This window comes from Vibrio sp. bablab_jr001 (assembly GCF_016464285.1).
In the GTDB taxonomy this organism is placed as follows: Bacteria; Pseudomonadota; Gammaproteobacteria; order Enterobacterales; family Vibrionaceae; genus Vibrio; species Vibrio fluvialis.
Genome location: NZ_JACDWZ010000046.1, coordinates 404,508 through 429,573 on the forward strand (window position 1 = coordinate 404,508; position 25,066 = coordinate 429,573).

Consider the following 25,066-nt stretch of genomic DNA (forward strand, 5'->3'; position numbering starts at 1 on the left):
CCCGCAGGGGCAGCTTTATTCTGAGACATTAGTCTTCTTCGATAGAGCTCAGATACTCTTCGGCGTCTTTCAGATCGTCCAGTTCGGCCGCGTCAGACATTTTCACTTTAACAATCCAGCCGCCTTCGTATGGCTGTTCGTTGATTAGCTCTGGGCTATCCTGAAGGTCTTCGTTCACTTCCACAATCACACCAGATACAGGCGCGTAGATATCAGAAGCTGCTTTTACAGATTCAACCAGTGAGAAGCTTTCGCCAGCATCGCATTCGCTGTCTACTTCTGGTAGTTCAACAAACACAACATCGCCCAGCATTTCCTGAGCGTGCTCAGAGATACCGATTGTTACTGTACCGTCACCGTTGTCGCGCACCCATTCATGGCTGTCTGTAAACTTCAGTGTTTTGTCCATTGCATAATCTCCAAAATGTATCGAATTTGCTGCCTAAGGTGAGCATAAACGTTTGAATCGGGTTTGACGTTTATGCGCCTTAGGCATCATTAACTGTTTATTGGTAAAGCGGGAAGCGCTGGCACAGCGCCTTAACCTGCTTGCGAACTTGTTGTTCCACTTCCGGGTTACCTTCAGGGCTTTCAACTAAGCCATCCAGCACGTCGCCAATCCACTCACCAATGAGTTTAAATTCTTCACGACCGAAACCACGACTGGTTCCAGCAGGCGTACCTAAACGAATGCCCGAAGTAATCATAGGCTTCTCTTCATCAAAAGGGATGCCATTTTTGTTACATGTGATTCCCGCACGCTCCAGTGCTTGCTCAACCACGTTGCCTTTCAATCCTTTAGGACGCAGGTCAACCAGCATCAGGTGTGTATCGGTTCCGCCAGTCACAATGTCACAGCCGCGAGTTTGCAATACTTCGGCCAGAACTTTTGCGTTATCGATCACCGAATCAATATAACTTGAGAACTCAGGTCCCAGAGCTTCGCCAAATGCAACCGCTTTTGCCGCGATCACGTGCATTAATGGACCACCTTGCAGGCCAGGGAATACTGCCGAGTTGATCTTCTTAATGATCTCTTCGTGGTTGGTCAGAATCATGCCGCCGCGCGGGCCGCGCAGGGTTTTGTGTGTGGTGGTGGTCACAACATGTGCGTGTGGCAGCGGGCTTGGATGAGCGCCTGTGGCAACCAAGCCGGCGATGTGCGCCATATCAACCATCAACAGCGCGCCGACTTCGTCAGCGATGTCGCGGAATTTTTTGAAATCAATGATGCGTGGAATGGCTGAGCCACCAGCAATAATCAGCTTCGGCTGGCTTTCCAGCGCCAGTTTGCGCACGTCTTCGTAATTGATTTCCAAGGTTGCGCGGTCTACACCGTACTGGACGGCGTTAAACCATTTGCCAGACAGGGCTGGGCGTGCGCCGTGCGTTAAGTGGCCGCCAGCGTCCAGCGACATACCCATAATGGTATCGCCCGGTTGCAGCAGAGCCAGCATCACGGCACCGTTCGCTTGTGCGCCAGAGTGAGGTTGAACGTTTGCGTACTCGCAGTTAAAAAGCGACTTCGCGCGTTCGATAGCAATCGCCTCAACGCTGTCGACGTGCTCACAACCGCCATAATAACGACGACCCGGATAGCCTTCAGCGTATTTGTTGGTCAGGCAGGTGCCTTGTGCTTGCATGACTGCTTTAGACACGATGTTCTCAGAAGCAATCAGTTCGATTTGTTCGTTTTGACGGGTGTATTCGGCCTGAATGCCGGCAAATACCGCATCGTCCGTAGCTGCTAGGTTCGTGGAGAAGAAACTCTCCAGGCTGTGATTTTGGTAAGCTTTGTTCACGTTTGCGTTCATGGTAGATGACCTTCCCATAATCTGACGAGCGATTGAGCGTCTTGCTGCTCGTCGGTCCTTCTTATTCGATTCTGCCTGAGCAAAATCCTGCATGTGTTGGTTGTTCCGTAATCACTGCTATCGGTTCAATCGCGAGTGAGCCCCAAGGCTTCTCGTGGTGTTTGCACTGATAACTGACCCCAAAAACAGGGTCCAAACCCGCAGCCAAATGTTAAATCCTTGCCACTTGAACGCGGTAACTTGCATCTCTTCATCTAACAAGGACGTAACATACTCCCTGTAAAAAGAACAATCAATCAAAAATTTCCTATAGGAAACATGGTTTCTGTTTTTGCTACCTAAAGCACGCTTTATTTCCCATTGTGGTCTTTAATCAATCTGTAGCTTCGTGCAACAATGTTTTTTCACTACAGGAAGAATAAATATTCGAGGGAAAGCATGTCAGAAGACATTTATGATGAGTACCCATCATTGACTCTCGCCAAGGAATCCGGCGACCAAAACATTGAACCGCTTAAGCTCGGTCAGCGTATTAAAGACATTCGCGCCAAGCTCGGCATCACGCTGGAAGAAGCCAGTCAGCGTACTGGATTGGCACGTTCAACACTCAGCAAAATCGAAAACGAACAGATCTCTCCAACGTTTCAGGCGATGCAGAAACTGGCGCATGGTTTACAAATTGACATGCCACAACTCTTTGAGCCACCTAAGAAAATCATGGCAAGCGGCCGTCGCGATGTGACCAAGAAAGGGTTGGGTAAACCGCATCCGACCCAAACTTATGAGCATGAATTGCTGGCTACTCAGCTGTCGAATAAAAAGATGATGCCGTTCAAAAGCCGGGTTCGGGCACGTGCATTTGAAGAGTATGGTGACTGGGTTCGCCATGACGGTGAAGAGTTCCTGCTGATCCTCGAAGGTGAGGTGATGTTTTACAGTGAGTTCTATGAACCGGTTCTGCTGGCAGAAGGTGACAGTGTGTATTACGACGCCAATATGGGGCATATGTTGGTCTCGGTGAGCGATGAAGATGCGCTGATCTTGTGGGTCACGGCCAAATAAAGTGAAAAACTGAAAAATTTCCTATAGTGAAGGCAACCGTTTGCTTTTTGTTGTGAATTGAAGAAAAATGCGCCGCAGTGATGAGAATATCGTCGTTGCGGCGTTTTTCTTTTGCAGCCTTAAATGTGATTGAGTTGTTAATTATGACAATTCGCACTGTTTTGAACTTGTTAATACGCTAAAACAGGCGCATCCTTGTTTACTATTGGAAACATGGTTTCCTGATAGGAACTTTTGCTACAGTTTTTGCTAAACACTAGCGGCTACACTCGAAAGACTGAGTCTGGCTTAATGGAGAAGAAAATGACTCAAGAACATGCGACACAAGAACTCCTGATCACACCATTGCACGCGCTTCATTTGGAAGTTGGCGCGAAGATGGTGCCTTTTGCGGGTTACGATATGCCGGTGCAGTACGCTCTGGGCGTAAAGAAAGAGCACTTGCACACTCGTGAAGCAGCAGGTCTGTTTGACGTTTCACACATGGGTCAGCTTCGTCTGCACGGTGAAGGTGCGGCGGCGGCGCTGGAAACTTTGGTTCCAGTCGATGTGGTCGATCTTGCCGAAGGTAAGCAGCGTTACGCATTCTTTACTAATGAGCAGGGCGGTATTCTGGATGACCTGATGGTGGCTAACCTGGGTGATCATCTGTTTGTCGTCGTGAACGCAGCGTGTAAAGAACAAGACATCAATCACCTGCAAGCACATCTGCCATCAGGTGTTGAGCTGGAAATCATTGACGACCGCGCTCTGTTGGCTCTGCAAGGCCCAAAAGCGGCTGAAGTGTTGGCTCGCCTGCAACCAGCGGTCGCTGACATGCTGTTTATGGATATCCAGCAAGTGCAAATCGATGGCATCGACTGCATCGTAAGCCGCAGTGGTTACACGGGCGAAGATGGTTACGAAATTTCTGTGTCGGCTGACAAAGCAGAAGCACTGGCTCGTACGCTGACGGCGTTTGAAGAGGTAGAGTGGATTGGTCTGGGCGCGCGTGACTCGCTGCGTCTGGAGTGCGGTCTGTGCCTGTATGGTCACGATCTTGATGAAACCACCACGCCAGTTGAAGCCAGCCTGCTGTGGGCAATTCAGCCAGTTCGTCGCACGGGCGGCGCGCGTGAAGGCGGTTTCCCAGGTGCGGATATCATTCTGTCTCAAATCGCAACGAAAGATGTGTCACGTAAGCGTGTGGGTCTGGTTGGTCAAACCAAAGCACCAGTGCGTGAAGGCACTGAATTGTTTGATGCTGAAGGCGCAAAAATTGGCATCGTGACCAGCGGCACTGCCGGTCCAACTGCGGGTATCCCAGTCTCTATGGCTTACGTGCGCGCGGATCTGTCTGCAATTGGCACGGAAGTGTTTGCTGAAGTACGCGGTAAAATGCTGCCAATGTTGGTTGAAAAAATGCCGTTTGTACCGCAACGCTACTACCGCGGTTAATCTGAGATACTGAAAAAACAGCCCCTCTTGAGGGGCTGTTTTTTTATTTATCATTCATACTTTGGTTTAGCAATGTAAAGACGCGTAAAGAGAGTTTTGCTGAATATTACGTATCAAGTACTATCTGAGAACTTTTACTTAAAGGATATAGACATGAAGAAATGGAAGGCTTTGGCGGCGCTCACGTATTCCCTTTCTGCAATTCCCTCATTCGCGGCCACCACCGATGTCACGACTTATATTGTTAATGGTACGTCGACCAGTGTCAGTACATACGGATCTTTTGTCAGCCTGTTTTACGATCGTATTGAATTCGACGGCGTGTATGGCGTCGGCAGTTACTGCGGCGGCACCATGCTTGACGCGACGCATGTGCTCACGGCCGCGCACTGCATCTTTGATGGTTCGGGCAATCTGGACGAAGATTACATGCTGTTTACCGTGGTCGGTCAAACGGATGATGAATCTGCTTTTCCCAACGGCAGCATTGAGACTGTGCGGGCTTCGGAGTTCTATTACCATCCTGATTACGAAGACTCATCCACCAATTTATGGCCAAACGACATCGCTATTATCAAACTGGAATCGAGCCTCAATGTGGTTGACTATACCGATATCCCCAGTGATGACACCTATCGCTTAGGAACAAATGGCACAGATGATGATACCAACGACAATGTCTTTGAGGCTGTTGGTCACGGCAATACAAGCACTGGGGTAGACAACACCAATGATCTGTTAGTCACGGATATGACCTATGTGTCGAACACAACATGTCAATTGGATTTGCCTTCTTTAACCAGTAAACAGCTTTGCTTTAAAGGTGACTATAGCGTTTCAACAGGGCTCGACAATGGTACGTGTCAGGGTGATTCTGGCGGCCCGATATATCGAAATGTCAGTGGTTCGTTAACCCAAGTTGGTATTGTCAGCTTTGGTCCAACGACCTGCGGTACTGGCTGGACTAACTCTGATGCGGATGCCGTGTTTACTGAAGTGTACGATTACACCAGTTGGATTAACAGCGTGCTGGCCGGAACGGAAACACCTGCCTTTACGGCGACTGATGCGAAACGCTTGGCTTATCTCGGTCTGAGTTCGACGTCGTCGGACAGTGGTGGCGGCGGTTCTCTGGGGCTGGCTGGGTTTGCATTGCTGCTGGCACTTGGCTTATGGCGAACGCGCAAACGCATCTCTTCAGAACACTAAGCGCTTTGTATCGGGTAGATAAACAGGCAGGCAGTAATCGCGTCTGCCTGTTTCTTTTGGCATCGAGTTAAGCGGCTTCGCTCAAAATGGTATTACGCCCGCCTTCTTTGGCCATGTAGAGTAAGCGGTCGGCTTGCTTAATGGCATCGTCGACAGACTCTACAACCGGCCAGACGCCACCGGAAATCGTCACTTTAGGAGCCTGAACAAAGCGCGCAACATCTTCGCGAATTCGATCGAAGATACGTACGGCCTGTTCTGTTGAATCGGTTTTGATCACCACCACAAACTCTTCACCGCCAAAGCGGAACGCATAATCGGTTAAACGGATGCGGCTTTTAATGACGGATGCCACACGCTTAATGACTTGGTCGCCGATATCATGACCATACTTATCGTTCACCGATTTAAAATGGTCGATATCGAGAATGCACAAGTAATAGCGGCCGTCTGGCGTCAATTGACGACTGACTTTTTTCAGATAGTGCCGATTATGCAGCCCGGAAAGTTCATCGGTGAAAGTGATTTTGCTCAGCTCCAGCTTGTCTTTGCGAATGCGATAGAGGTAGAGGCTGACACCGGCTGTGATACTGCCAAACATAAGAATCAGGTAGAAATAGGGCGGAACCAGTTCGTGATTATCGACAACTTTCACCAGATAAGTTTTGCTGTTATCGATCAGATCTAACTTACGGTAAATAAAGCTGAAGTCGTCATACTCCAATAACCCGGCAAAGCGGCTACTGCGCTGTAAATCCTGCCATACCTTAGGAAAAGTATCGCCCAGATTGCTCATACTCTCGATGCCGACACGAGAACTGGAGTAGACCGTACCCACATCGTTAACCAGCAGCATGTTGTCTCTGCCAATATCAGAAAACTCTTTCAGGTGGATCTCAAGCACCAGGTAACCGATATGACGTTGGTCGCGGTAGATAGCTTTAAATTCAGTAAATACACCCCATTGAGGCGCGATAAGCAGTTGGGTTTGCTGGCGGTTGAGGCTGCTTGCGTAGTAGCTGTTATAAGCATTGACCCATTTCGAATAGCGATAACCGGAAGGAGGATTCTTTGAAACGATTTCCATCGACTTAATCAATGATTGCGCCGAGAGGAGTTGCTTGGATAGGTCAAGGAATGCGGACTTAGAATCAAAATATTGTTCGGCGACTTGCGAGTCACCAATAGCAAGAAAGCTGGCGGCCAGATTGCGTTTGAGGATCAATGTTTCCTCCAGTGTTTTAAGCTGGACGGCGAAATCGGATTCTTTGTCAGATTTCACATAGCGCATCGGAGTATTGATAAGAAATACGATGACGAGTGTAAACAGAAGGCACTTGACCTCCAGATTAAAGGACGACGATGTGGAAATTGGGGTTTGATTGAGGATCATGCGCCTGAAACACTTCCGTATGTTTCGGCGATATTATGGAGCAATCTCACTAAAATCCAGCCACTTAGATGAAGGATTTATGACCATGAAAGGTTATCGGAGCTACTTCACACCCTGTGGTTTAACCAGAGGTCAGGTTACTTGAAAGTGTATAACGGCTCGCACTGGCCAGCGACAACGGCTTGGAGAACCAGTAGCCCTGCAGATAAGAAGCGCCCATCTCACGAAACTTCTGGTACATGCCGCTGTTTTCGATACCTTCAATGACGATATCAACCCCTTTACTGCGGCAAAGCTGAATAATGAAGTTTAAGTATTGTTCTGATGCACGATTGGTCAGCGTCTTGGTCGCCATCGAGCGATCAATCTTGATCTGATTGAGTGGCAGATCAAAGAAACTGTGGATCGAACTCAATCCTGCGCCAAAATCATCCAGAGAGAGCTGAAACCCCATTTTACTCAGTGTATCGAGTTGGTGTAACGCATTTTTGTTGCCATCGAGAATAACCGTTTCCGTCAGCTCGAGCACAATCGACTTAGGGGCAATGCCGGCTTCATCCGCCATCATTTTGATGTTAGATGGAAATGTGCTGTTGAGGAGCTGCAAAACGGAGACGTTGATATTCACGCGAATGTTCACACCATTGACCTGGTTGTAACGGCTGATGAATTCGCATGCTTTTTCAAACACTTGATAACCCAGTTCGGTGATCAAGCCCTTCTTTTCCGCAACCGGGATAAACTCATCCGGAAATATTTCGCCAAACTCTTTCGAACGCCAGCGAACCAATGCTTCAAAGCTCGACACCTGGCCGCTTTGTGCGTTGAGAATCGGTTGGAACTTGACGGATAAAGAGCGGGACTGCAGTGCCTCTTTCAAACCTCGTTCAATGTAGAAAAAGCGATCAACCGCGCGCTGAGTTTTACCGTTGTAGATCTCGATGCGTGAGCGATTTTTCTCTCCCGCGTACTGACATGTGCGAGAGGCGATATTGATGATTTGCTCGGCGCTGTATTCGGAAGAAAACTCCGGATACACCCCGATGCTCATACTGTCTCCGAACAGATGGCCGTGCTCTTGCGCTGATTTTGAGTAGCGCTCGAGTATGTCCTGGCACAGTGCCGCCAGGTTTTCACTACTAACCGGGTGGTTAAGCAGGATGGCAAAATCATCAGAACGAACCCGATAGAATTCAGTATCGTGGCTGGTAATGGCATTCAGCGCAGATATCAAATGGTGCAGAATGTGCTGAACGACTTCGGTACCGTATTGGTTTAGGTACGATTTGATGTCGTCAATCTGAATGTAAACCAGTGTGCCGGACTGAGTGTCGTTAAGCTTTATCTGGTCAATGTCTTTAAGGAGTTTGGTTGCGTTCGCCAAGCCTGAAACATTGTCGTAAAAGGCGGCCTGATTGAGGTATGACTCCATCAGTTTCTGGTCGGAAATATCGCGATGACTGCCGACCATAAATGTTTCGCCGTCGTGCTCCTTGGTCACCGCGGTGCCAAGAATCCAGACATACTGTCCATTCGTCTTACGTGCGCGATATTGGGTGGTAACGCGACCTTCGTGGATCACATGGTCGTTGACTCGCTCTTCGAGTTGAATCCTATCTTGCGGGTGCACGACAGAATACCATTCGCTGAGTGTGATGGTGGAGGCGTTAAAACCAAATTGTTGATAAAAGCCTGGGTTGTAAAATGTCATACAACCCTGTTCATCCATGTGAAAAATCCCTTCACTAAAGACGTCAAAAATATGGACCAAACGCTTTTGGTGAGCGTCCGAAAACATATTGACTAAGTGCGGGGTTTTCTCCTGCGTCAATGACATATCAATGCACCTGGCTCTACTGAATCATTTGGATTCTGAGCAATCAATGTTAAAGCAACTAAATAGGGAAATAGAAGGTGTTGATAACAAATTTATTAATATATTTCTTTTAAGCGTCAACTATATACTTTACGAAAGAATGTCTCAATTATGAAATTTTATGTAAATAATAAGCGTGCGTATGCGCATGATTTTGACGCAACAGAGTTTGATTTGATAATGATTTGTGTTAGCAAATTTAAACCACAAAAAAAGCGGCATAAAGCCGCTTTTTATAACCAAATCAGGTAATGCGTAGGGTATCAACGATCCCAGTAAGTCTCTTCCAGACTGTCTTCACGTTCAGGTAGAGCACGAGACAGACGTGGTGAGTGCTGCGTCAACACTTCATAGCTGACGCGGTTAGCGTACTTACACACCTGCGACAGCGAAGAGTAAGTCAGGTATTCACGGTCATGTTTGGCTGAATTCGGCACGTTGCGAAGGTGGTAGCTGTTTGCTGCCATGTCGTGCAACAAGGCGGACAATGCGCCATCGCCGGCGCCATTGGTATTTTTGATTTCCAGCGGGCCGCCCAGATAAGGGCCGATGTGTGAATAAACACGCAGTGGATGGTCGCAATCTTGCTGGCGCATCGCGCGGCTGAATTCGTATTTATTGAACTCAGCAATATTACCCGGCAGAAGCGGCAGTTCGGTTTCGCGTTTCACCGCTTGGTCAACATAACCTGCCATGTAAAGGCCAACCGGACCGGCGGTGCATAGCACCAAATCCACCCATTCCAGTGCTTTGTCAGCAGCGAGAAGCGGATCTTTCTCGCCTGTCAGCGCTTCACCTTCTTCTTCGTTCATCGCCAGAACCGTGACATGCTCTTTCAGGTAGTCCTGCCACCATTTTTCATTACCTTCGATCACGTACTTAGTGCCGAGAGTCAGCACCACAGGTACAGATTTCGCTTTGGCAATTTCAATGGCACGTTGCACGGCTTTTGGCATTGGATCTTCAGGCTTGCCACGCATCAGATAAGAGGAAACAACCAGCGCTGATGCTTTATCAAACACCTCTTCCGGAATGCTTTCTGGATGCAGTTGATTCATGTGACCTTCGTTGATGGCGAAAGTGCGTTCACCGTCTTCTGAGATCAACGTGTAGCAACGTCCGATCGGGCCGTCCACAGTCTGCAGGTGGTTCAGGTTCATGCGTGAGGAAGTGCGACACAAATAGCGATACGCATAAGACCCGACCTCGATATTTTTGGACATCACCCCCAACAGCACAGATTTACTGTCTGCCAGCACAGAGTAGTTGTGCAGGGTGTTACCGATGGTATCGCCCGGGTATTGGTGCGTGATCAGTCCGCGTTCTACCAGTTCGTCGTAAAGCGCATCGGCTTTACTCTCTTCCAGTACCAGAGAGTGTCCTTTACTCAGGTCATATTTTTCTAAGAATTCATTATCCACACGCGCTTCAATATCAACGATAGTCTGGCCGACACCGACGACAGTAGGGCGATGGAGATGAGTAGATTGTTGGATTTGATTAACCAACGGATCACGAGCGTGCGTGGGAAAATAATGCTTAGATTTGCGCTGTCCAGGAAACTTCATGTGTTAAGTGGGCAATGGTGAAAAATTTTCGCGAATAATATCACAAAAATTTATTTGAAGTTTCACTTTTACGACATAAAAGAGCGACTCAGATCAAGTCGCTCTCTTTTTATACAATAATTACTTGTCGGTAGGGGCTGGGAACGCGTTGTAAGCTTTGGTTCCCCATAATGGAACGGTCGACAGGCTGTGTTTGAAGCTGCCTGATGTCTCTTTGGTCGAATAAGAGACGTACATCAGCGTTTGTGTTTGTGCATCGAAAATTCGACGGATCTTCATGGTTTTGAAGAAAATGCTTTTCGATTTTTTAAACACGACATCGCCCGCTTTCGACTTGTCGATTTTCGCGATCATTTCTGGAGTGATTTCGCCCGTTTGACGGCAAGAAATCGAAGAATCGGAAGGATCAGCCAGACTCAGATCGGCTTCAATGCTGGCAATGTGGCAAGTCACGCCAGGGACATCAGGGTCAGTCAGGTTGTTGAGCTTAATATCTTGGGTCGTAAACACGCCCAGACTCACATCGCCGACTTCTGAGCTGTCACAAGCGGCAAGAGCGAGAGTGCAAAGGGAAACCACGGCTAATTTCTTGATCATTTTATAATTCCAACTGTTCGTGTTGGATTTATGATAGCAGTATGTTTCGATAAAAACAGACAAGAATTGTGCTAGACTCCGGGTTTGCGACGCTTTGCCAACTGTTTCACTCGATGTTTGATGGATGGCCAGCACTTGAACTTTTGTTAACGATAAGAAGTACGCCTTATGACGCCGTCATCTCACGCGATTGTTGAAATCAAAAACCAGTGGCTCTGGAGTCAAGTTGACGTAGAGTATCCAACGCCGGAAAGCATTAAAGGGCGCGCGCTATACCAAACGTTGAGCGAGCAGCGACAAACTCAGCCTCTGCTTGACCAACCTGTTCAAGGCCAGCTGGATGACATCTATTTAGTTGATTTCCATCGACTGACCATTATGTTTGCTCTGCTGCAAGCCTCACAGATGGCTAGTGAAGAGGAACAAAACCTGCTGGTCGAATTCTTTACTCAAATCATCTATTCCGAACCTTGTGCCCTTTATCTGGGTTTCTCCGAGTCAGAGCCTGTGGCGGCTGCGATTCTTACCGCGCAAGCTGATGCCGTCTTGTTGTCGGATGTTGTAGTACGTTCCGTGAACGCATTCGGCGATGAACGTGAGTTCGCCAATGCTGTGGTAGCGAAATGGCTTCAGAATCATGCATTTAGCGGTGATGTATTCATCGAGCTTTGATCCCCAATGATGTGACACTGTTAAGACAACGCTTGGTGTGTAAAGCCAGAAAAGTGATGTCGGTTGATAAATTGATGTTCACTGTGTGAGAGCGGTTTCATTTCCTTTAATGCGTTGTTTCGCCTGTCCCTCTGCCGTATACACTGCTTGTAAAGAGGAGCGTATATGGCTGACAAAAAAACGAACTGCGTTATTTTTGACTGTGAAGGTACCTTAGTTGACAGCGAGCGCCTGTGCTGCGAGGCATTGGTCCGTATTTTCAACGATCTTGGTGCTGAATTATCTATTTCAGACATCGCGCAGAATTTTGAAGGTGGCAAGATCGCCGACATTCTCAATACTACCTTGGAATTGGCTGGTATGAGCGCGGATATTGACGTGCTGGAAACCCGCTATCGCGAAGAGTTGGAAACTCTCTTTGCTGCTGAACTGAAACCGATGGACGGCGTGATTACTTTATTGGATACGCTGAGCAACCATGATATTGAGTTTTGCGTCGCCTCCAATGCTCCCCGGAAAAAAATCGAATCCATTCTTCAATTAGCTGGCTTAATGCCGTATTTCACCGGCAAAGTGTTTTCCGCGTTTGAAGCCAACAGCTGGAAGCCTGAGCCGGACTTGATTCGCTATTGCGCGATGAATATGGGATTTCTCTTAGATGAGTGCATTTACGTTGATGATACGGCAAAAGGGGTGGAAGCCGGGGTCTTGGCTGGCGTCACAACGTTTCAGGTGCAACCAGTAAACCCCTCAAACCGAACGACTTACGATGAAGTCGTGATCCTGTCAAAACTAGAACATCTCACAGAGTATGTTTGCTAACGCACTTTTAATGCATGGTTTTTCTGTGTGTCGATGGGCAACGTAGCGCTGAAGCACTTTGCAACAAACTCAGTTGCATCTGGATGCTTTTCAGGTGGTCAGTTTTAAATCCGCATTGTCCGCAGATAAACTTTTCCCCGTCTTGTGAAACAAAATATTCGTCGTGTTGGCAAAGAGGGCAACCATCGGTGGATGAAATGTCGTCGTAGTTTTTAGTCATAGAGAAATACTCGGCAGCGATAAAAGAATCAAATGTATTTAATTATGGTTTTAGAATAATCCGATTCCTGGCCACGTACTGTTACAGTGACAAGGTTTGTGCTGATTTTGAGAGTGATTTCATAATTAACAATGCTACCGATTGCATTAAGAGCGAGTTAGCCATTTGGCTACAAACGGTTTTACTGGTCAATACCGGGCTCTCAGCTTTAGGTCGATGCACTGACGAAATACGATATTTCGGTATATGCTGTTTCTGGTTAGCGAGTGAAACGCATCAATACGCTGCAAAGCGAGGAGGCTTAGATGGACAACCATGATTTCTGTATTGTATTGACCACCACAAACCGCCAGGAGAACGCTCAGCAAATCATTCACAGTTTGTTGTCAAAACAGTTAGCCGCCTGTGTGCAAACTATGCCAATTCAAAGTCACTACCTGTGGAATGGCGAAGTGTGCTGTGACTCAGAAATTCTGCTGATCATTAAAACGCGTAAAGCCTGCTACGCTGAGCTGGAGCAGGAAATCGACCAGCTACACTGCTACGAGGTGCCTCAGATTGTGCAAGTGCCGATTGTGGACGGTTTTAATCCTTACCTCGCTTGGATAGAACAAAACACACCGCGTTAAGAGATAAAGTTAAGAGATAAAAAAAGGAGCCATTTGGCTCCTTAATCGAATTCTAAAAAGCGCTTCAAGAGACGACAGCAAAGCGCTTGGGTTGCACGCGGCACTGCCAACTCATGATAAACAGTGCCGTTATTGCACCAAGGGTATCGCATAGCATGTCTTTTTGCGCATCCCAGATATCACCTTGTGAACCCAGGAACGCGATGCCTTCTTCGCCGCCTGCCAAGTCAGCGTACCACCATTCAATAATTTCATAGCCTGCTGCAATACTCATGATGCAGAACAGAGCAAAGGCGCCAGCAATCCAACGGTTGGCCAACTGGCGGCGTATCAGATATTCCGCAATCGAGTAGGCGTATAAACCGATAGCAAAATGCGCAACTCGGTCAAAGTTATTGCGCTCTGACCCAATCAGTTGGTTGAACCAGTCAAACGGCACTTCTGCGAAGGTATATTTAGCCCCGATCGTATGCAGAGTCAGCCAGATAAACATCAGGAAGTAAGCCGTTTTGCTTAATCGCTGATGGCTGGAAACCCACCAGATCCAGGCGAGGATCAGCATCGCTGGCAGAATTTCAGCAATCCACACGGCACGAGAGGACGGAGCAATAGCGGAGAACACGAACACCAAGGCATACGCCAACGTAAAACCAATCAAACTTTTCGGAAAATTCATGTGGTTATCATTCCCTTGTGAAGTAACGTACCTATGTTGCCATTATTATGAACGCTGTTCAATTGTGTTTTCACGCGTTCGGGTCAGTGGTACGTAAACGTTTACTGTTGAAAGTGTAGTTAGTCGCTCAGATTCAGCGCATTCAAACATGATCATTTCATTAAAGTTTGATTTACCCCATGGTGACTTTTAAAATCCCGCGTTCAAGTCCCATAACAAAAAAAGTAAAGTCATGAAACTGGAAACTGTCGATTATCTTGCTCCGGATGCCGCAGAGCAATTTGTAAAGTCACTGCGTGAAACCGGATTTGGTGTTCTGAAAAACCACCCGATTCCAAAAGAGCTGGTCGAGTCCATCTACGAAAACTGGTACCAATTTTTTATGTCTGAGCGTAAAAACGAGTTCCAATTTAACGTAGAAACTCAGGATGGTTATTTCCCGCCAAGCGTATCTGAAGTGGCGAAGGGCCATACAGTGAAAGACATCAAAGAGTACTTTCATGTTTACCCTTGGGGCCAGATCCCGCAAGAGCTGAAAGAGCAGATTCTGGATTATTATGACCGTGCGAACGCGTTTGCTTCTGAGTTATTGAGCTGGGTTGAAGCTCATGCACCTGCTGAAGTTCAGCAACGTTTTTCCATTGCGCTGTCTGAGATGATCAACGGCAGTGAAAAAACGCTGCTGCGTGTGCTGCATTACCCGCCAATGAGTGGTGAAGAAGAGCCGGGGGCGATTCGTGCGGCGGCGCATGAGGATATTAACCTGCTGACGGTTCTTCCTGCGTCAAATGAACCTGGTTTGCAGGTGATGGGCAGCGATGGTGAATGGATCGATGTACCGTGTGACTTTGGTAACCTGATCATCAACATTGGTGACATGCTACAGGAAGCGTCGGGTGGTTACTTCCCATCCACAACGCACCGAGTCATCAACCCAACGGGTGAGCGTCAGACCCAGTCGCGTATTTCTCTGCCTCTGTTCCTGCATCCAAAACCAGAAGTTGTGCTGTCTGAGCGTTACACAGCGCACAGCTACCTGATGGAACGCTTGCGTGAGCTGGGCGTAATCTGAGCATTACCTACTTAATGATAAAAAAGCCAGCGTGATGCTGGCTTTTTATTTTGTCAGCGTTGCATCAGAAACAGACGCTAGTTCAAAAACTTGCATAGTAAAGAAAAGTGCAACTCGACAAATGGCTGAGTTTGGATTTGAATTTATGCAAGGGATTGAAAAACGAGCATCGTATGTCTGAAACACAACCGCTGAGCGCAACTTTCCAAACGTACATGGAAAATCCGCTGCTATGGCCAATTCTGGAAGTGCTGAAGCGACAGCCCTCCGGCTGGAAAGTCCACACCTTGGCCGCTCATCTGGGCGAGTTAGAACTGGTTCCGGTGTTAGACAGTGCGCCAGAGAAAGATCTGTTTAAACGCAACTTTCTGATCATGAATGCGCTGTATCAGTTGCAGGAAATTCTCTATCCGCAAAAATGGCTGCAGGTCGAAGCAATGGATATTGTGCTGATGCCGATGTTTCGTAACGCCAATCATGTCATAGACCCGGACGAGCCATTGCGTGATTACTACACGCATTGGGAGCATTATGAAGCCAGTGAAGGGGAAGTGAAGCGGCTGCTCAATGAATTTTGGACTCGTTATCGTCGATTTGTCGGCGGAGAAGATGTCAGCAATCTCAACCGTAGTGAAGCACTGCGCTTATTTGAACTGCCCGGCGATGCAACGTCGTTTGAGATTCGTAAAACGTGGCGTAAATTGGCGCTGCGTTGGCACCCTGATCGCGATAATGGTGACGCAGAACGTTTTCGTGTGTTGTGCGCAGCTTGGAACGTGCTAAGGCAAGAATACTGAATCTGTTTGGAATACCAATAAAAACGCCCGCGATACTATCAGCGGGCGTTTTTATTGGCTTACAGTTTTAAGAGGCTTACGCTTTAAACTGCGATTTGCGCATGCGGTTTAATGCAGCCATCGCATCCAGAATGCGTGGTTTCGCCAGATCGCCGTGATTTGGCATCGCGGTGTGCCACTGCTCAGTCAGCATCTCTGCCATCTCTTTGGTCGGATTTTTCGACCAACCCGGTAATTGCGCCAGCTGGAACCACAGCCAGCCGATTGCATTCACTTCAGATGCAGATTCCAACTGCTCCAGCGCAGAGATATCGGCAAACTCCTTACCGAAACGCAGTGCGTCAACCCCTTTCGCCGACACACGGAATTTGCCATCAACCAGAATTTTTTGCAGAGCTGCACGATTGAATGAACGCGGCGGGAAAGTTGCCAGCGGCGTTTCACACTCGTTGCGACGCTCGGTTGGGTGCTGGGCAATCACTTGCTGTGCTTTTTCTGTCACATCCACCGCTTGGTAATCGTGCATCTGAATCACGGTGTCTGCCACATCCAGATAGTCGCCAGAACCGCCCATAACAACCAGCGTTGAAATGCCGAGTTCATCACGCAGCTGACCGATACGGTCAACCAGCGGCGTGATAGGTTCATCGCCTTTACTGACCAGCGCCTGCATACGTTCATCACGAATCATAAAGTTGGTTGCTGATGTATCTTCGTCAATCAGCAGCGTCGTTGCACCTGCTTCAATCGATTCCTGTAACCAGGCGGCCTGAGACGTCGATCCAGACGCATCTTGCGTGCTGAAATCGCTGGTATTCTTAGCCATCGGCAGATGGTTAATGTAATTCGACAGATTCAGGCTGTGTACGCAGCGGCCGTCTTCGGCGCGAATCTTCATCGCATTGCCATCGGTCACGATACGTTCACGGCCATCACCCGGAATGTGGTTGTAAATTGAGCGCTCCAGCGCTGTCAGCAGGGTCGATTTACCGTGGAAGCCACCGCCGACAATCAGAGTGATACCTTTGCGAATACCCAGGCCGCTAATGTCACCTTGGTTTGGCGTGCTCAGTGTCACTTCCAACTCTTTCGGAGCGGTAAAAGGAACAGCTTCTTTCATCGGCAGGTCGCAGTTACCAGCCAGACGTGGCAGTACGCTACCGTTGGCGACAAACGCTACCAAGCCTTTGTCTGCCAGTTGGGCACGCAATGCATCCTGATCTTCGATGATTTCGCAGTGCTGAATCAGCGCCTCTTTGTCCAGTTCACGTTCGATAGTGGCGCGGCGAATAAACTTCGGCATGTGGAAGGTCAGGATATTGAGGGCCTTTTTCGCCAGAATATCACGGCCTTCTGCTGGCAGACTCATGCGAAAACGCAGCTCAATACCGTGATCGTTAAACACCACAGAGGTGCTGTCGAGCACGGTTTGACCCGTCAGCGAAATGGAAATGGAGTTTTCCTGCTTGGCAAATTCTGCAAATGAACGCGCAATAAAGTCACGTGCAGCGCGTTGATAAGACGGCGATTTTTCGCGTAGCCAATCCAAGCCGGTCAAAGACCAGGCGCGGGTGGCGCGCAGACGAGATGCGGATGCGTAAGGATCCGACTGAACGTAGTCGATATACAGGGTATAGTCACCAAAATCATATTGGCCTTTAATTTGCTGATACGCTCGGTAATTCTGTTTTTCGAGTTTTTTCAGTATAGATGTTAATAAATCCATCTCGTTTATCGCTCATTGAGAAAGAGAAAAGGGGGCGATTATAGGGAGCGCCCACCTATGAGTAAAGGGATGATAAGCAATTCAAACCAGAGGGGAAACCTTTAATTGATTCCCTGCGATAGAGCGATTGGCGTTTGTTGGCGCTATAAGCTGGTTTACTTTGCCGCCTGACTGGTTCCGTTTCCCAAAGGGGCAAACGAGTAACTTTGGTTCAGCATGGCCAATTCAAATTCTTCTGTGGCAATCGGGCGACTGTACAAATAACCTTGCGCAGAATCGCATCCTTCCTCGACAAGAAACGCGTCCAGCTCTGGGCTATCAACCCCTTCAACGCCGACTTCAAGATGAAGTTTCTGAGCAACATGAATCACCGAGCGCAGGATTTCCTGATCTTCGCTGTTGCTGACAAGCTGCTGAATGAACGTCTTATCGATTTTGATCGCATCAAACGGGTATTTCTTCAGATGATGGAATGAAGCAAAGCCGGAGCCAAATTCGCTTAATGTCAAATGCACGCCCAAATCATGCAAGGCTTGCAGAGAATTACGTGCCACCACTTCGTCAGACAGCAAAGCGCTTTCGTTGACCTCTAAGTCGAGTTGAGATGGCAGCACATCGTGCGCGTTCAGCAGCGCCTCTATTTGCTGTGCCAATTGGCCATTTTGCAGTTGGACCGCAGAAATGCTGGCAGTGAGTTTCAGATCCGGATAGGCGGTACGCCAGCGACTCGCTGTTTCAATGGTGTGGCGCAAAATGAAATGGCCAAGTTCAAACATCAGTCCATTTTGTTCCGCCATCGTCATTAACGCTTCGTGGGAGACGTCTCCGAGCAGAGGATGGCTCCAGCGCAATAACGTTTGCGCTCCAAGCCAGCGACGAGAATCCGGCGCAACTTTAGGCAGGAAAGAGAGCAATAAATCATCGTTCTGCAACGCCTGAAGCAGGTAGCTTTCAAACGCATTGGCCGACGAGACATTATCGAACGCCGATTGCGAGTGATAGTAAAACGAGTAGCCGGAGTCTTTACAAGTTTGCATCGCCTCTGTGGCGTACTGAATTAATTCACTGCTGTTGTCGCTGTCTGCACTGGTTGCAATGCCAATATACGCGTTGAGATGGAACCGTTCGCGGTCAAGCTGAAATTCAGCCTGATGGATCCCGGTTAAGCGATGGCACAGCAGTTCTAAGGTTCTGTCGAGCGATGCCGATTTCACCAACAAGATGAGATCAGTGACGCTCGGTCTGGCAGTGACTATCTCTACACCTTCAAAATGACCCACGCGTTCACGATAGCGTTTAAGTACCTGCTCCCAGCGCTGATAGCCGAGACGTGACTGCAGATGACGAGCATTGGCAAAACCAATGTATATCAATGCAAGTGGTTGCTTGCTTTGCAACGCTTGTTCCAGCTCGGATTCTAATCCTGTGCGGTTTAAGAAGGCCGTACCGCTGTCGTGATGCAGTTGAAAAGCGACCAGTTGTTCGGCGGCTTTACGTTTATCGATTTCCTGATTCAGTGAGTAATTCATATCGGCCAGGTCCTGAGTGCGAATTTGAATTCTGGCCTGTAAATCATCGTTCAGCAGTTTCAGTTTGTGATGCTGATAAATCACGGTGAGCTGAGACTCAACCGCGGTGCGAAAACAATGGAGTAGCTGCCGATAAGTCGGGGTGAAAAAATTCTCTTTGTTGTCGAGCACGCAAATCGTGCCGAAAACGTCTCCGTTGGGCCACAGAATGGGGATGCCGCAATAAGCGACCATACCCAGTGCGATATCCGGATTCTTCCGCCATTGCAGGTCGTTGAGCGCGTTTGGCACCACAAGCTCCTTGCGGCTGTGCACCACCGTTTCACAGTACAGACCGTGGCCTAATGCCTCCGTATCTCCGCTGTGATAGGGCTGACGAACGTTGTTGTTGGCGCAGAATACTTCTATTTCTTCATCGTGGATGCGCATGATCAGCGCGGCAGGAACATGGAGAATATCGGCAAGCAGGTTAACGATGGTTTGCCAGCCACTCAGCATCTCTTGGGGGACAGTTAATGCATGCGTATTGATTCTCGACATACAGTCAATCCTTTGAAAGTCGGCAGAGGAATCTGAACAATCCTTGCTCAGCATGCGCGCTGCTTAGGGTTGCAGCACGTCTTTATCAGTATATGAACAGCTTTATTGTTCGACAAAAAAAGTCCCGACAAATACTCGGGACCTTCACAAATTGACAGAAATTGTCACGAACGACTCGCGAAATCACTTATAGCGTTCTAAGTCGATATCTGCATCGTAGTCGACATTGTCAAACCCAAACCCGTTGAGACGCAGAAACTCCGCTTTGAACCCGGCGTAATCGCCAACCTGCTTAAAGTTGTCACAGTTCATATCCGACAGCAACTGGCGCACTCGCTCTTGCGTATCAGGATTGAGTTCCCAATCGTCCATACGAACCAAGCGTTCACCATCAACGGGAACGGGAGTTTTGCCATACAGTTTGTCACTGAACAGACGATGCATCTGCTCGATACAGCCTTCGTGCGTACCTTTCTCTTTCATGACTCGATACAAAGCAAGCAGGTACGGGCTGAGACCCGGAATAAATACGCTGGCTTTGGTCACGAGGGCTTTACACACGGTCGCGTAGGCTCCGCCGTCAAAATTCGCCAGTTTAAGATTGAGCGAATGGCTGGTTTGGTGCAGATCGATTTTCGCCCGGCCGAGCGTACCGTCCAGGTAGATAGGGTGGGTAATCTCAGGGCCCACATAAGAAAACGCGATGGTTTTACAGCCTTGAGCAACAGATTCGGTGTTGATTAACGTATCGATCCAGTCTTCCCAGTCTTCACCGCCCATAACACGCAGCGTGCTATCGATCTCTTCTTCGTTGGCAGGCTCTAAAGTGGCATCGACCCACTTATCATTTTCCAGCAGAATGGCAGCGCCAGATACGGGCTCACCGATGGGTTTGATTGCTGAGCGCCAGAAATCCTCGCTGCCGGGTTTGCGGCGCATGCCACTGGCGATACTGTAAATCACCAGATCCACTTCGCCTTCAAAATAGGTTTCAATCGCTTCGATGACTTGTTCACGGACTTGTTTAGAAAACACGTCGCCATTGATGTTGATGGCGATACGACCTTCTCGATCGGCCTGCTTCTTGAACGCCAGATTATTGAAGTAGCCAGCGCTGCCGACACCTTTGTCCGACGGGCCGCGCTCAAAGGATACGCCGATGGTATCGGCTTTGGCTCCGCCGAATGTGAGTGCAATGCGTGCCGCCAGACCGAATCCGGATGACGCCCCGAGGATCAGAACGCGTTTGGGCCCTTGTGTGATCGGTTTTGCCGATTTAACGCACTCAATTTGTTGTAAAACAGCTTGTTCACAGCCAAGTGGATGAGCGGTGCGGGCCACTACACCCTGAATAACGGGCTCAATGCGCATTGATGATCACCTTTGTTTCATTACAGTAGGGGGAGCGTTAACAATATCGTAAAGCTGCGTAAATTTTATTGAGCTAGACCATTAAAAACTGGGATTTTAAACAAGGAAGGCAGATTCCACCGCATTAGTGGGGCGGAATCTGGAAAGAAAAGGTAAGCAGCACTCAGAGTAGCGGTGCCAGTTGTTTTGCCATGTAATCGGCAATCCAAGGTTGAGCTTCCGATTTCGGATGCAAGCCATCTTTCATCATCCATTCTGGTTTGACGATGACTTGTTCAAGAAAAAACGGAATCAATGGAACGGCTTTTTCGTCCGACAGTGTCGGGTAGAGCTTGGCAATGGCATCACTGTATCGCTTGCCGTAATTGGGCGGAATACGAATTTGCATCAGAATGACTTTACTCTGGGTGGCCTGAATCTGGTCAATCATGCTGCGCAGGTTGTTCTCGACCACATTCGGTGGAAAACCGCGTAAGCCATCATTGGCGCCGAGTTCGATCAGAACCGCATCCGGTTGATGCTGTTTCAGCAATGAAGGCAGGCGGTCCAGGCCGTTAACCGTGGTATCACCGGAGATGCTGCCGTTAACAACAGAAACATTTTTGCCTTTTCCCTTCAAGGCGCGGCTTAGTAAACTGGGCCAAGCTTGCTCAATCGGCATCTGGTAGCCAGCGCTTAAACTATCGCCAAGTATTAAGAGTGTGTTACTACTAGCGCTAGCGGAAAAGAAAAGAACAAGAATCAAGGAAAGTCGTCGAATCATGCAAACACCTGTTATTTCAGCTCAATCGTTGTCCAAAGTAGTCTCCACCAATCAGGAGCAATTAACAATCCTTAAAGAGGTGAATCTGCAGATTCATCAGGGCGAAAGCGTTGCCATCGTCGGTACTTCTGGCGCGGGCAAGTCGACCTTAATGACACTGCTTGCCGGGTTAGATACGCCAAGCCACGGAGAAGTTCACTTACTCGGGCAGGCACTGTCTGAACTTGATGACGAAGCGCGTGCGGCGATCCGCAGTGAATCGGTCGGCTTTGTGTTCCAGAGCTTTCTGTTGATTCCCAGCCTTTCGGCACTGGAAAACGTCACGCTGCCATGTTTGCTGAAAGGTGAGGCCGAAGATCGCGACCGCGCGACCGCGCTGCTGGCGTCTGTCGGATTGGAACATCGCATTCATCACTCACCGGGGCAGCTTTCTGGTGGTGAGCAGCAACGGGTCGCGTTGGCGCGCGCCTTTATGATTGGCCCGCAGGTGCTGTTTGCCGATGAACCGACGGGCAATCTGGATCAGGAAACGGCCGCCAAAGTGATTGATTTGCTGTTTGAACTCAATTCGAAACATGGCACCACGCTGGTGCTGGTAACGCACGATCCGAAACTGGCGGCGCGCTGTGATCGCCGCTTTCACATGCAAGCAGGCATGCTGGAGGAGCGTACATGAGTCAGACCTCTGCCCCCGCGCTCAATCAGCGTTTAATTCGCTGGAGTCTGAGCGAGATTCGTCACGGTCAGTTGTGGCCCATTTCTGTGGCGCTGACCTTAATCATCGCTTGCGTATTTGCTCTCACGGCGCTGGCCGGACGCATGGAACAAGTGGTGGTGAAGCAGGGCAAAGATGCCCTGACTGCTGACAGCGTGTTTGTGTCCGCCAACCCGATTCCGCCCGCGCTGCAATCGCTCACTCAGCAGCAATCGATGGCAACCTCGAACATGACCCGCTTTGCGACCATGGCGTTCAGTGACAACGGCATGCAGTTGGTGACAGTCAAAGCGGTGGATAGTCAGTACCCCATTCGCGGCGAAATGCAGCTTTCCGACGGCAAAAGCATCGTCAATCATCTTCAGCCCGGTCAACTGTGGCTGGATGAACGTATTTTTTCCCAGCTCAACGTGGCGATTGGTGACAATGTGACAATTGGGGATGCGGATTTTACCGTCAGTGGTCGCATCGTCGAAGAGCCTGGTTTGAGTTTTAACCCGTTTCAACAAATGCCGTCGGTATTTATTCACCAGCAGGATGTGGCGAAAACCGGCGCCTTGCAAATTGGTAGTCGCGTCAGTTACAGCTTGTTTATTAACGGTGAACCTGCGCAAATCGAGGCGCTGAAAAAGGCGGTTGAACTGACACCAAGCGATCGCTGGCGCGATCAGAACAGCGCCAGTCGTACCAATGAAGTGTTTGAACGCACGCAGCAATACCTCTCTCTGACCGTTGCTATTGTGATCATCATGGCGGCGACGACGCTGGTGTTGACTTGTCAGCACTATGTCTCAACACGTCAACGCACCATTGCCATGCTCAAAAGTTTGGGCGCCAGCAAACGTTGGATTGGTCGCTGGTTAGCGGTGCAGGTACTGATGTTACTCGGATTTGCAGCAATTGCCGGCATCGTGATTGGTGTCGGGCTGGAGTACTTGTTGCGCGTGCCGCTGGTGGATCTGCTGCCCAATCCGCTGCCGGGTTACGGCTACAAGCCTGCCATCGTAGCGTTGGCCTCCAGCGTGTTGATTGCTGTGCCTGCGCTCGGTATTCCGCTTGGACATCTGCTGAATGTGAATGCCGTGAGCGTGCTGCAAGCGGCGCAAAAACAAAATCGCCACCACTGGAATGTGGCGCTGATTTTAGTGCCGCTGATCCCGATGTTAGCGGTGTACTGGCAAAACCGTTTGGTGTGGATTGTGTTGGCTGGCATTGCGGTTCTGTTTGTTGTGTTAGCGGTATTGAGCGTCGCCGTAACGCGCCTGCTCGGTCGTCTTCCGCTCAGTACGTCAATGAAATTGGCACTCAGCCGAATCAATCGTTCCAGCGTGGCGACGGGGATTCAGTTTGGCGCGCTGTCACTGTCGCTGATGTTGCTTGCGGTGATGTGGTTGGTGCGTACCGACCTGCTTTCGGACTGGCAGCGCACACTGCCACCGGATGCCGCGAACGCCTTTGCACTCAATATCGCTCCGTATGAGAAAGAGGCTTACCTCAAAACACTCGACGACGCCGGGATCGAACGCTCTCAGGCGTTTCCAATCATTCGGGGCCGTTTGGCGGACATTAACGGTGTTGATGCCAAAACATTGACTCAGGGGGAAGAGGGAACGGACGCGCTGCGCCGTGAGCTCAATTTTACCTGGGGAGAGTCGCTACCGAGCTACAACGAGGTGTTGGAAGGCAAATGGACCACACACGATGGTGTCTCGGTCGAGGAAGATGTCGCGCGCGATTTGGGGTTGAAAATCGGTGACAAACTGACTTTTGTCATCAACAGCCAAAAGATTGAAGCGGTCGTTAACACCATTCGCCACGTAGAGTGGCGCGAAATGAAGCCGAATTTCTATTTCATCTTCACGCCGGATGTCATGAAAGACATTACGGGCAGCTGGCTGGTGAGTTTCCGGGTTGAATCCCAGAATGATGCGCTGCTCAACCAACTGTCGCGCAATCATCCGACGGTGAGCTTGTTGGATATCCGCTCGATGGGAGCGAAGATCCAGACGCTACTGACGCAGATCGTTTGGTCGATCACCGTTCTGGCGGCTCTGGGAGTAGTGGCAGGCATCTTGTTGATCTTCACACTGCTGCGTCTGAGTTTGAGCCAGCGTCAACAAGAAATTCAACTCTATCGTACTCTCGGGGCGAGTCGACGCCGTGTGACACGCACGATTTGGGCTGAATACGGTTTGATGGCGCTGATTGCGGGTCTGGTCGCCAGTATCAGTGCAGATACCGTCGTAGCGAGTGTGATGAAATTTGGTTTTGAACTGACACCATCGGCGCATTTCCTGATGTGGCTGACGCTGCCGGTGGTGACGTTTTGCACACTTGCTGTCGTTGTGAGCAGTCTGATTAAGCGGTTATTAGTCCCTATAAATAAAGCGTTTAATTAGAAGTTACTTGAGTAATTAGTTTAGTTATCCACAAAAACAGTGGATAAAGTTTGGGATAACTCAGCCTGTTAATAACTCACCGTTTCGCGCCAGCCCCGTGCCGCCGAAGGATCCAGCCAATTCGTTATGCACAAGGGGGCGAAAACGCGGTTTTGGCAATAATGAGTCAAGCATTTTTT

At 49.1% G+C, this 25,066-nt stretch carries 22 protein-coding genes; 10 read left to right on the forward strand and 12 right to left on the reverse strand.

What is annotated here, in order from left to right; all coding sequences use genetic code 11:
* Positions 1-28 precede the first annotated feature (28 nt).
* Positions 29-409 (reverse strand): glycine cleavage system protein GcvH, encoded by a 381-nt coding sequence (gcvH, locus tag JIG40_RS09190; protein ID WP_020329101.1) that lies wholly within the window; start codon positions 407-409, stop codon positions 29-31.
* 97 nt (positions 410-506) lie between these two features.
* A complete protein-coding gene (locus tag JIG40_RS09195) occupies positions 507-1,814 on the reverse strand; it encodes a serine hydroxymethyltransferase (protein WP_020329102.1) in 1,308 nt (435 codons plus the stop codon).
* A 438-nt stretch (positions 1,815-2,252) separates the two neighbouring features.
* Here JIG40_RS09195 and JIG40_RS09200 point away from each other — a divergent pair, with 438 nt between their 5' ends.
* The 3 genes from JIG40_RS09200 (at position 2,253) to JIG40_RS09210 (ending at position 5,522) form a co-directional block, all read left to right on the forward strand.
* Positions 2,253-2,876 carry a helix-turn-helix domain-containing protein gene (locus tag JIG40_RS09200; RefSeq protein ID WP_020329103.1) on the forward strand — a complete coding sequence of 208 codons (624 nt, stop codon included), beginning with the start codon at positions 2,253-2,255 and terminating at the stop codon, positions 2,874-2,876.
* A 303-nt stretch (positions 2,877-3,179) separates the two neighbouring features.
* Positions 3,180-4,313 carry a glycine cleavage system aminomethyltransferase GcvT gene (gene gcvT / locus JIG40_RS09205; protein WP_199465203.1) on the forward strand — a complete coding sequence of 378 codons (1,134 nt, stop codon included), beginning with the start codon at positions 3,180-3,182 and terminating at the stop codon, positions 4,311-4,313.
* Positions 4,314-4,466: 153 nt separating this feature from the next.
* Positions 4,467-5,522 carry a serine protease gene (locus JIG40_RS09210; RefSeq protein ID WP_199465204.1) on the forward strand — a complete coding sequence of 352 codons (1,056 nt, stop codon included), beginning with the start codon at positions 4,467-4,469 and terminating at the stop codon, positions 5,520-5,522.
* A 67-nt stretch (positions 5,523-5,589) separates the two neighbouring features.
* On the opposite strand, the gene JIG40_RS09215 is transcribed toward JIG40_RS09210, so the two are convergent.
* From JIG40_RS09215 to JIG40_RS09230, 4 genes are all read right to left on the reverse strand, one after another.
* Positions 5,590-6,813 (reverse strand): sensor domain-containing diguanylate cyclase, encoded by a 1,224-nt coding sequence (locus JIG40_RS09215; RefSeq protein WP_199465205.1) that lies wholly within the window; start codon positions 6,811-6,813, stop codon positions 5,590-5,592.
* A gap of 223 nt (positions 6,814-7,036) precedes the next feature.
* Positions 7,037-8,752 (reverse strand): EAL domain-containing protein, encoded by a 1,716-nt coding sequence (locus JIG40_RS09220; RefSeq protein ID WP_199465206.1) that lies wholly within the window; start codon positions 8,750-8,752, stop codon positions 7,037-7,039.
* 302 nt (positions 8,753-9,054) lie between these two features.
* On the reverse strand, positions 9,055-10,359 hold the full coding sequence (locus JIG40_RS09225; RefSeq protein WP_038127727.1) for an inosine/guanosine kinase: 1,305 nt from the start codon (positions 10,357-10,359) through the stop codon (positions 9,055-9,057).
* Between the two features lie 120 nt (positions 10,360-10,479).
* Positions 10,480-10,956: a CreA family protein gene (locus JIG40_RS09230; protein ID WP_020329110.1), complete on the reverse strand. Its 477-nt coding sequence runs from the start codon at positions 10,954-10,956 to the stop codon at positions 10,480-10,482.
* A 168-nt stretch (positions 10,957-11,124) separates the two neighbouring features.
* Here JIG40_RS09230 and JIG40_RS09235 point away from each other — a divergent pair, with 168 nt between their 5' ends.
* Positions 11,125-11,628, forward strand: a complete 504-nt coding sequence (locus JIG40_RS09235; RefSeq protein ID WP_199465207.1) for a hypothetical protein — start codon at positions 11,125-11,127, stop codon at positions 11,626-11,628.
* Between the two features lie 165 nt (positions 11,629-11,793).
* Positions 11,794-12,450, forward strand: coding sequence for an HAD-IA family hydrolase (locus JIG40_RS09240; protein WP_020329113.1), 657 nt, complete (start codon positions 11,794-11,796; stop codon positions 12,448-12,450).
* Positions 12,451-12,457: 7 nt separating this feature from the next.
* Here JIG40_RS09240 and JIG40_RS22850 read toward each other — a convergent pair whose 3' ends face one another.
* Positions 12,458-12,670, reverse strand: coding sequence for a hypothetical protein (locus JIG40_RS22850; protein WP_075990157.1), 213 nt, complete (start codon positions 12,668-12,670; stop codon positions 12,458-12,460).
* 305 nt (positions 12,671-12,975) lie between these two features.
* On the opposite strand from JIG40_RS22850, the gene cutA reads away from it, so the two are divergent.
* Positions 12,976-13,299: a divalent-cation tolerance protein CutA gene (gene cutA / locus JIG40_RS09245; RefSeq protein WP_199465208.1), complete on the forward strand. Its 324-nt coding sequence runs from the start codon at positions 12,976-12,978 to the stop codon at positions 13,297-13,299.
* A 64-nt stretch (positions 13,300-13,363) separates the two neighbouring features.
* Here the strand turns inward: cutA and JIG40_RS09250 are convergent, their stop codons facing one another.
* On the reverse strand, positions 13,364-13,975 hold the full coding sequence (locus tag JIG40_RS09250) for a DUF2238 domain-containing protein (RefSeq protein WP_199465209.1): 612 nt from the start codon (positions 13,973-13,975) through the stop codon (positions 13,364-13,366).
* Positions 13,976-14,207: 232 nt separating this feature from the next.
* Here JIG40_RS09250 and JIG40_RS09255 point away from each other — a divergent pair, with 232 nt between their 5' ends.
* Together JIG40_RS09255 and JIG40_RS09260 are read left to right on the forward strand one after the other, a co-directional pair.
* Positions 14,208-15,047, forward strand: coding sequence for a 2OG-Fe(II) oxygenase family protein (locus tag JIG40_RS09255; protein WP_020329119.1), 840 nt, complete (start codon positions 14,208-14,210; stop codon positions 15,045-15,047).
* A 173-nt stretch (positions 15,048-15,220) separates the two neighbouring features.
* Positions 15,221-15,844: a DNA-J related domain-containing protein gene (locus JIG40_RS09260; RefSeq protein ID WP_020329120.1), complete on the forward strand. Its 624-nt coding sequence runs from the start codon at positions 15,221-15,223 to the stop codon at positions 15,842-15,844.
* Positions 15,845-15,920: 76 nt separating this feature from the next.
* On the opposite strand, the gene JIG40_RS09265 is transcribed toward JIG40_RS09260, so the two are convergent.
* The 4 genes from JIG40_RS09265 to tesA all read right to left on the reverse strand — a co-directional run bounded on the left by JIG40_RS09265 (position 15,921) and on the right by tesA (position 21,773).
* Complete coding sequence (locus tag JIG40_RS09265; RefSeq protein WP_199465210.1) at positions 15,921-17,570, reverse strand: ABC-ATPase domain-containing protein; 1,650 nt, start codon at positions 17,568-17,570, stop codon at positions 15,921-15,923.
* Between the two features lie 155 nt (positions 17,571-17,725).
* On the reverse strand, positions 17,726-19,639 hold the full coding sequence (locus JIG40_RS09270; RefSeq protein WP_199465211.1) for a GGDEF and EAL domain-containing protein: 1,914 nt from the start codon (positions 19,637-19,639) through the stop codon (positions 17,726-17,728).
* Positions 19,640-19,822: 183 nt separating this feature from the next.
* A complete protein-coding gene (fabV, locus tag JIG40_RS09275; RefSeq protein WP_199465212.1) occupies positions 19,823-21,010 on the reverse strand; it encodes an enoyl-ACP reductase FabV in 1,188 nt (395 codons plus the stop codon).
* A 163-nt stretch (positions 21,011-21,173) separates the two neighbouring features.
* On the reverse strand, positions 21,174-21,773 hold the full coding sequence (tesA, locus tag JIG40_RS09280; protein ID WP_199465213.1) for a multifunctional acyl-CoA thioesterase I/protease I/lysophospholipase L1: 600 nt from the start codon (positions 21,771-21,773) through the stop codon (positions 21,174-21,176).
* On the opposite strand from tesA, the gene JIG40_RS09285 reads away from it, so the two are divergent.
* Together JIG40_RS09285 and JIG40_RS09290 are read left to right on the forward strand one after the other, a co-directional pair.
* Positions 21,772-22,449 carry an ABC transporter ATP-binding protein gene (locus JIG40_RS09285; protein WP_020329125.1) on the forward strand — a complete coding sequence of 226 codons (678 nt, stop codon included), beginning with the start codon at positions 21,772-21,774 and terminating at the stop codon, positions 22,447-22,449. The two genes, tesA and JIG40_RS09285, sit on opposite strands and share 2 nt — an antisense overlap.
* Positions 22,446-24,887: an ABC transporter permease gene (locus JIG40_RS09290; RefSeq protein ID WP_199465214.1), complete on the forward strand. Its 2,442-nt coding sequence runs from the start codon at positions 22,446-22,448 to the stop codon at positions 24,885-24,887. The genes JIG40_RS09285 and JIG40_RS09290 overlap by 4 nt, the downstream gene beginning before the upstream one ends.
* The last annotated feature ends 179 nt before the right edge of the window (positions 24,888-25,066 follow it).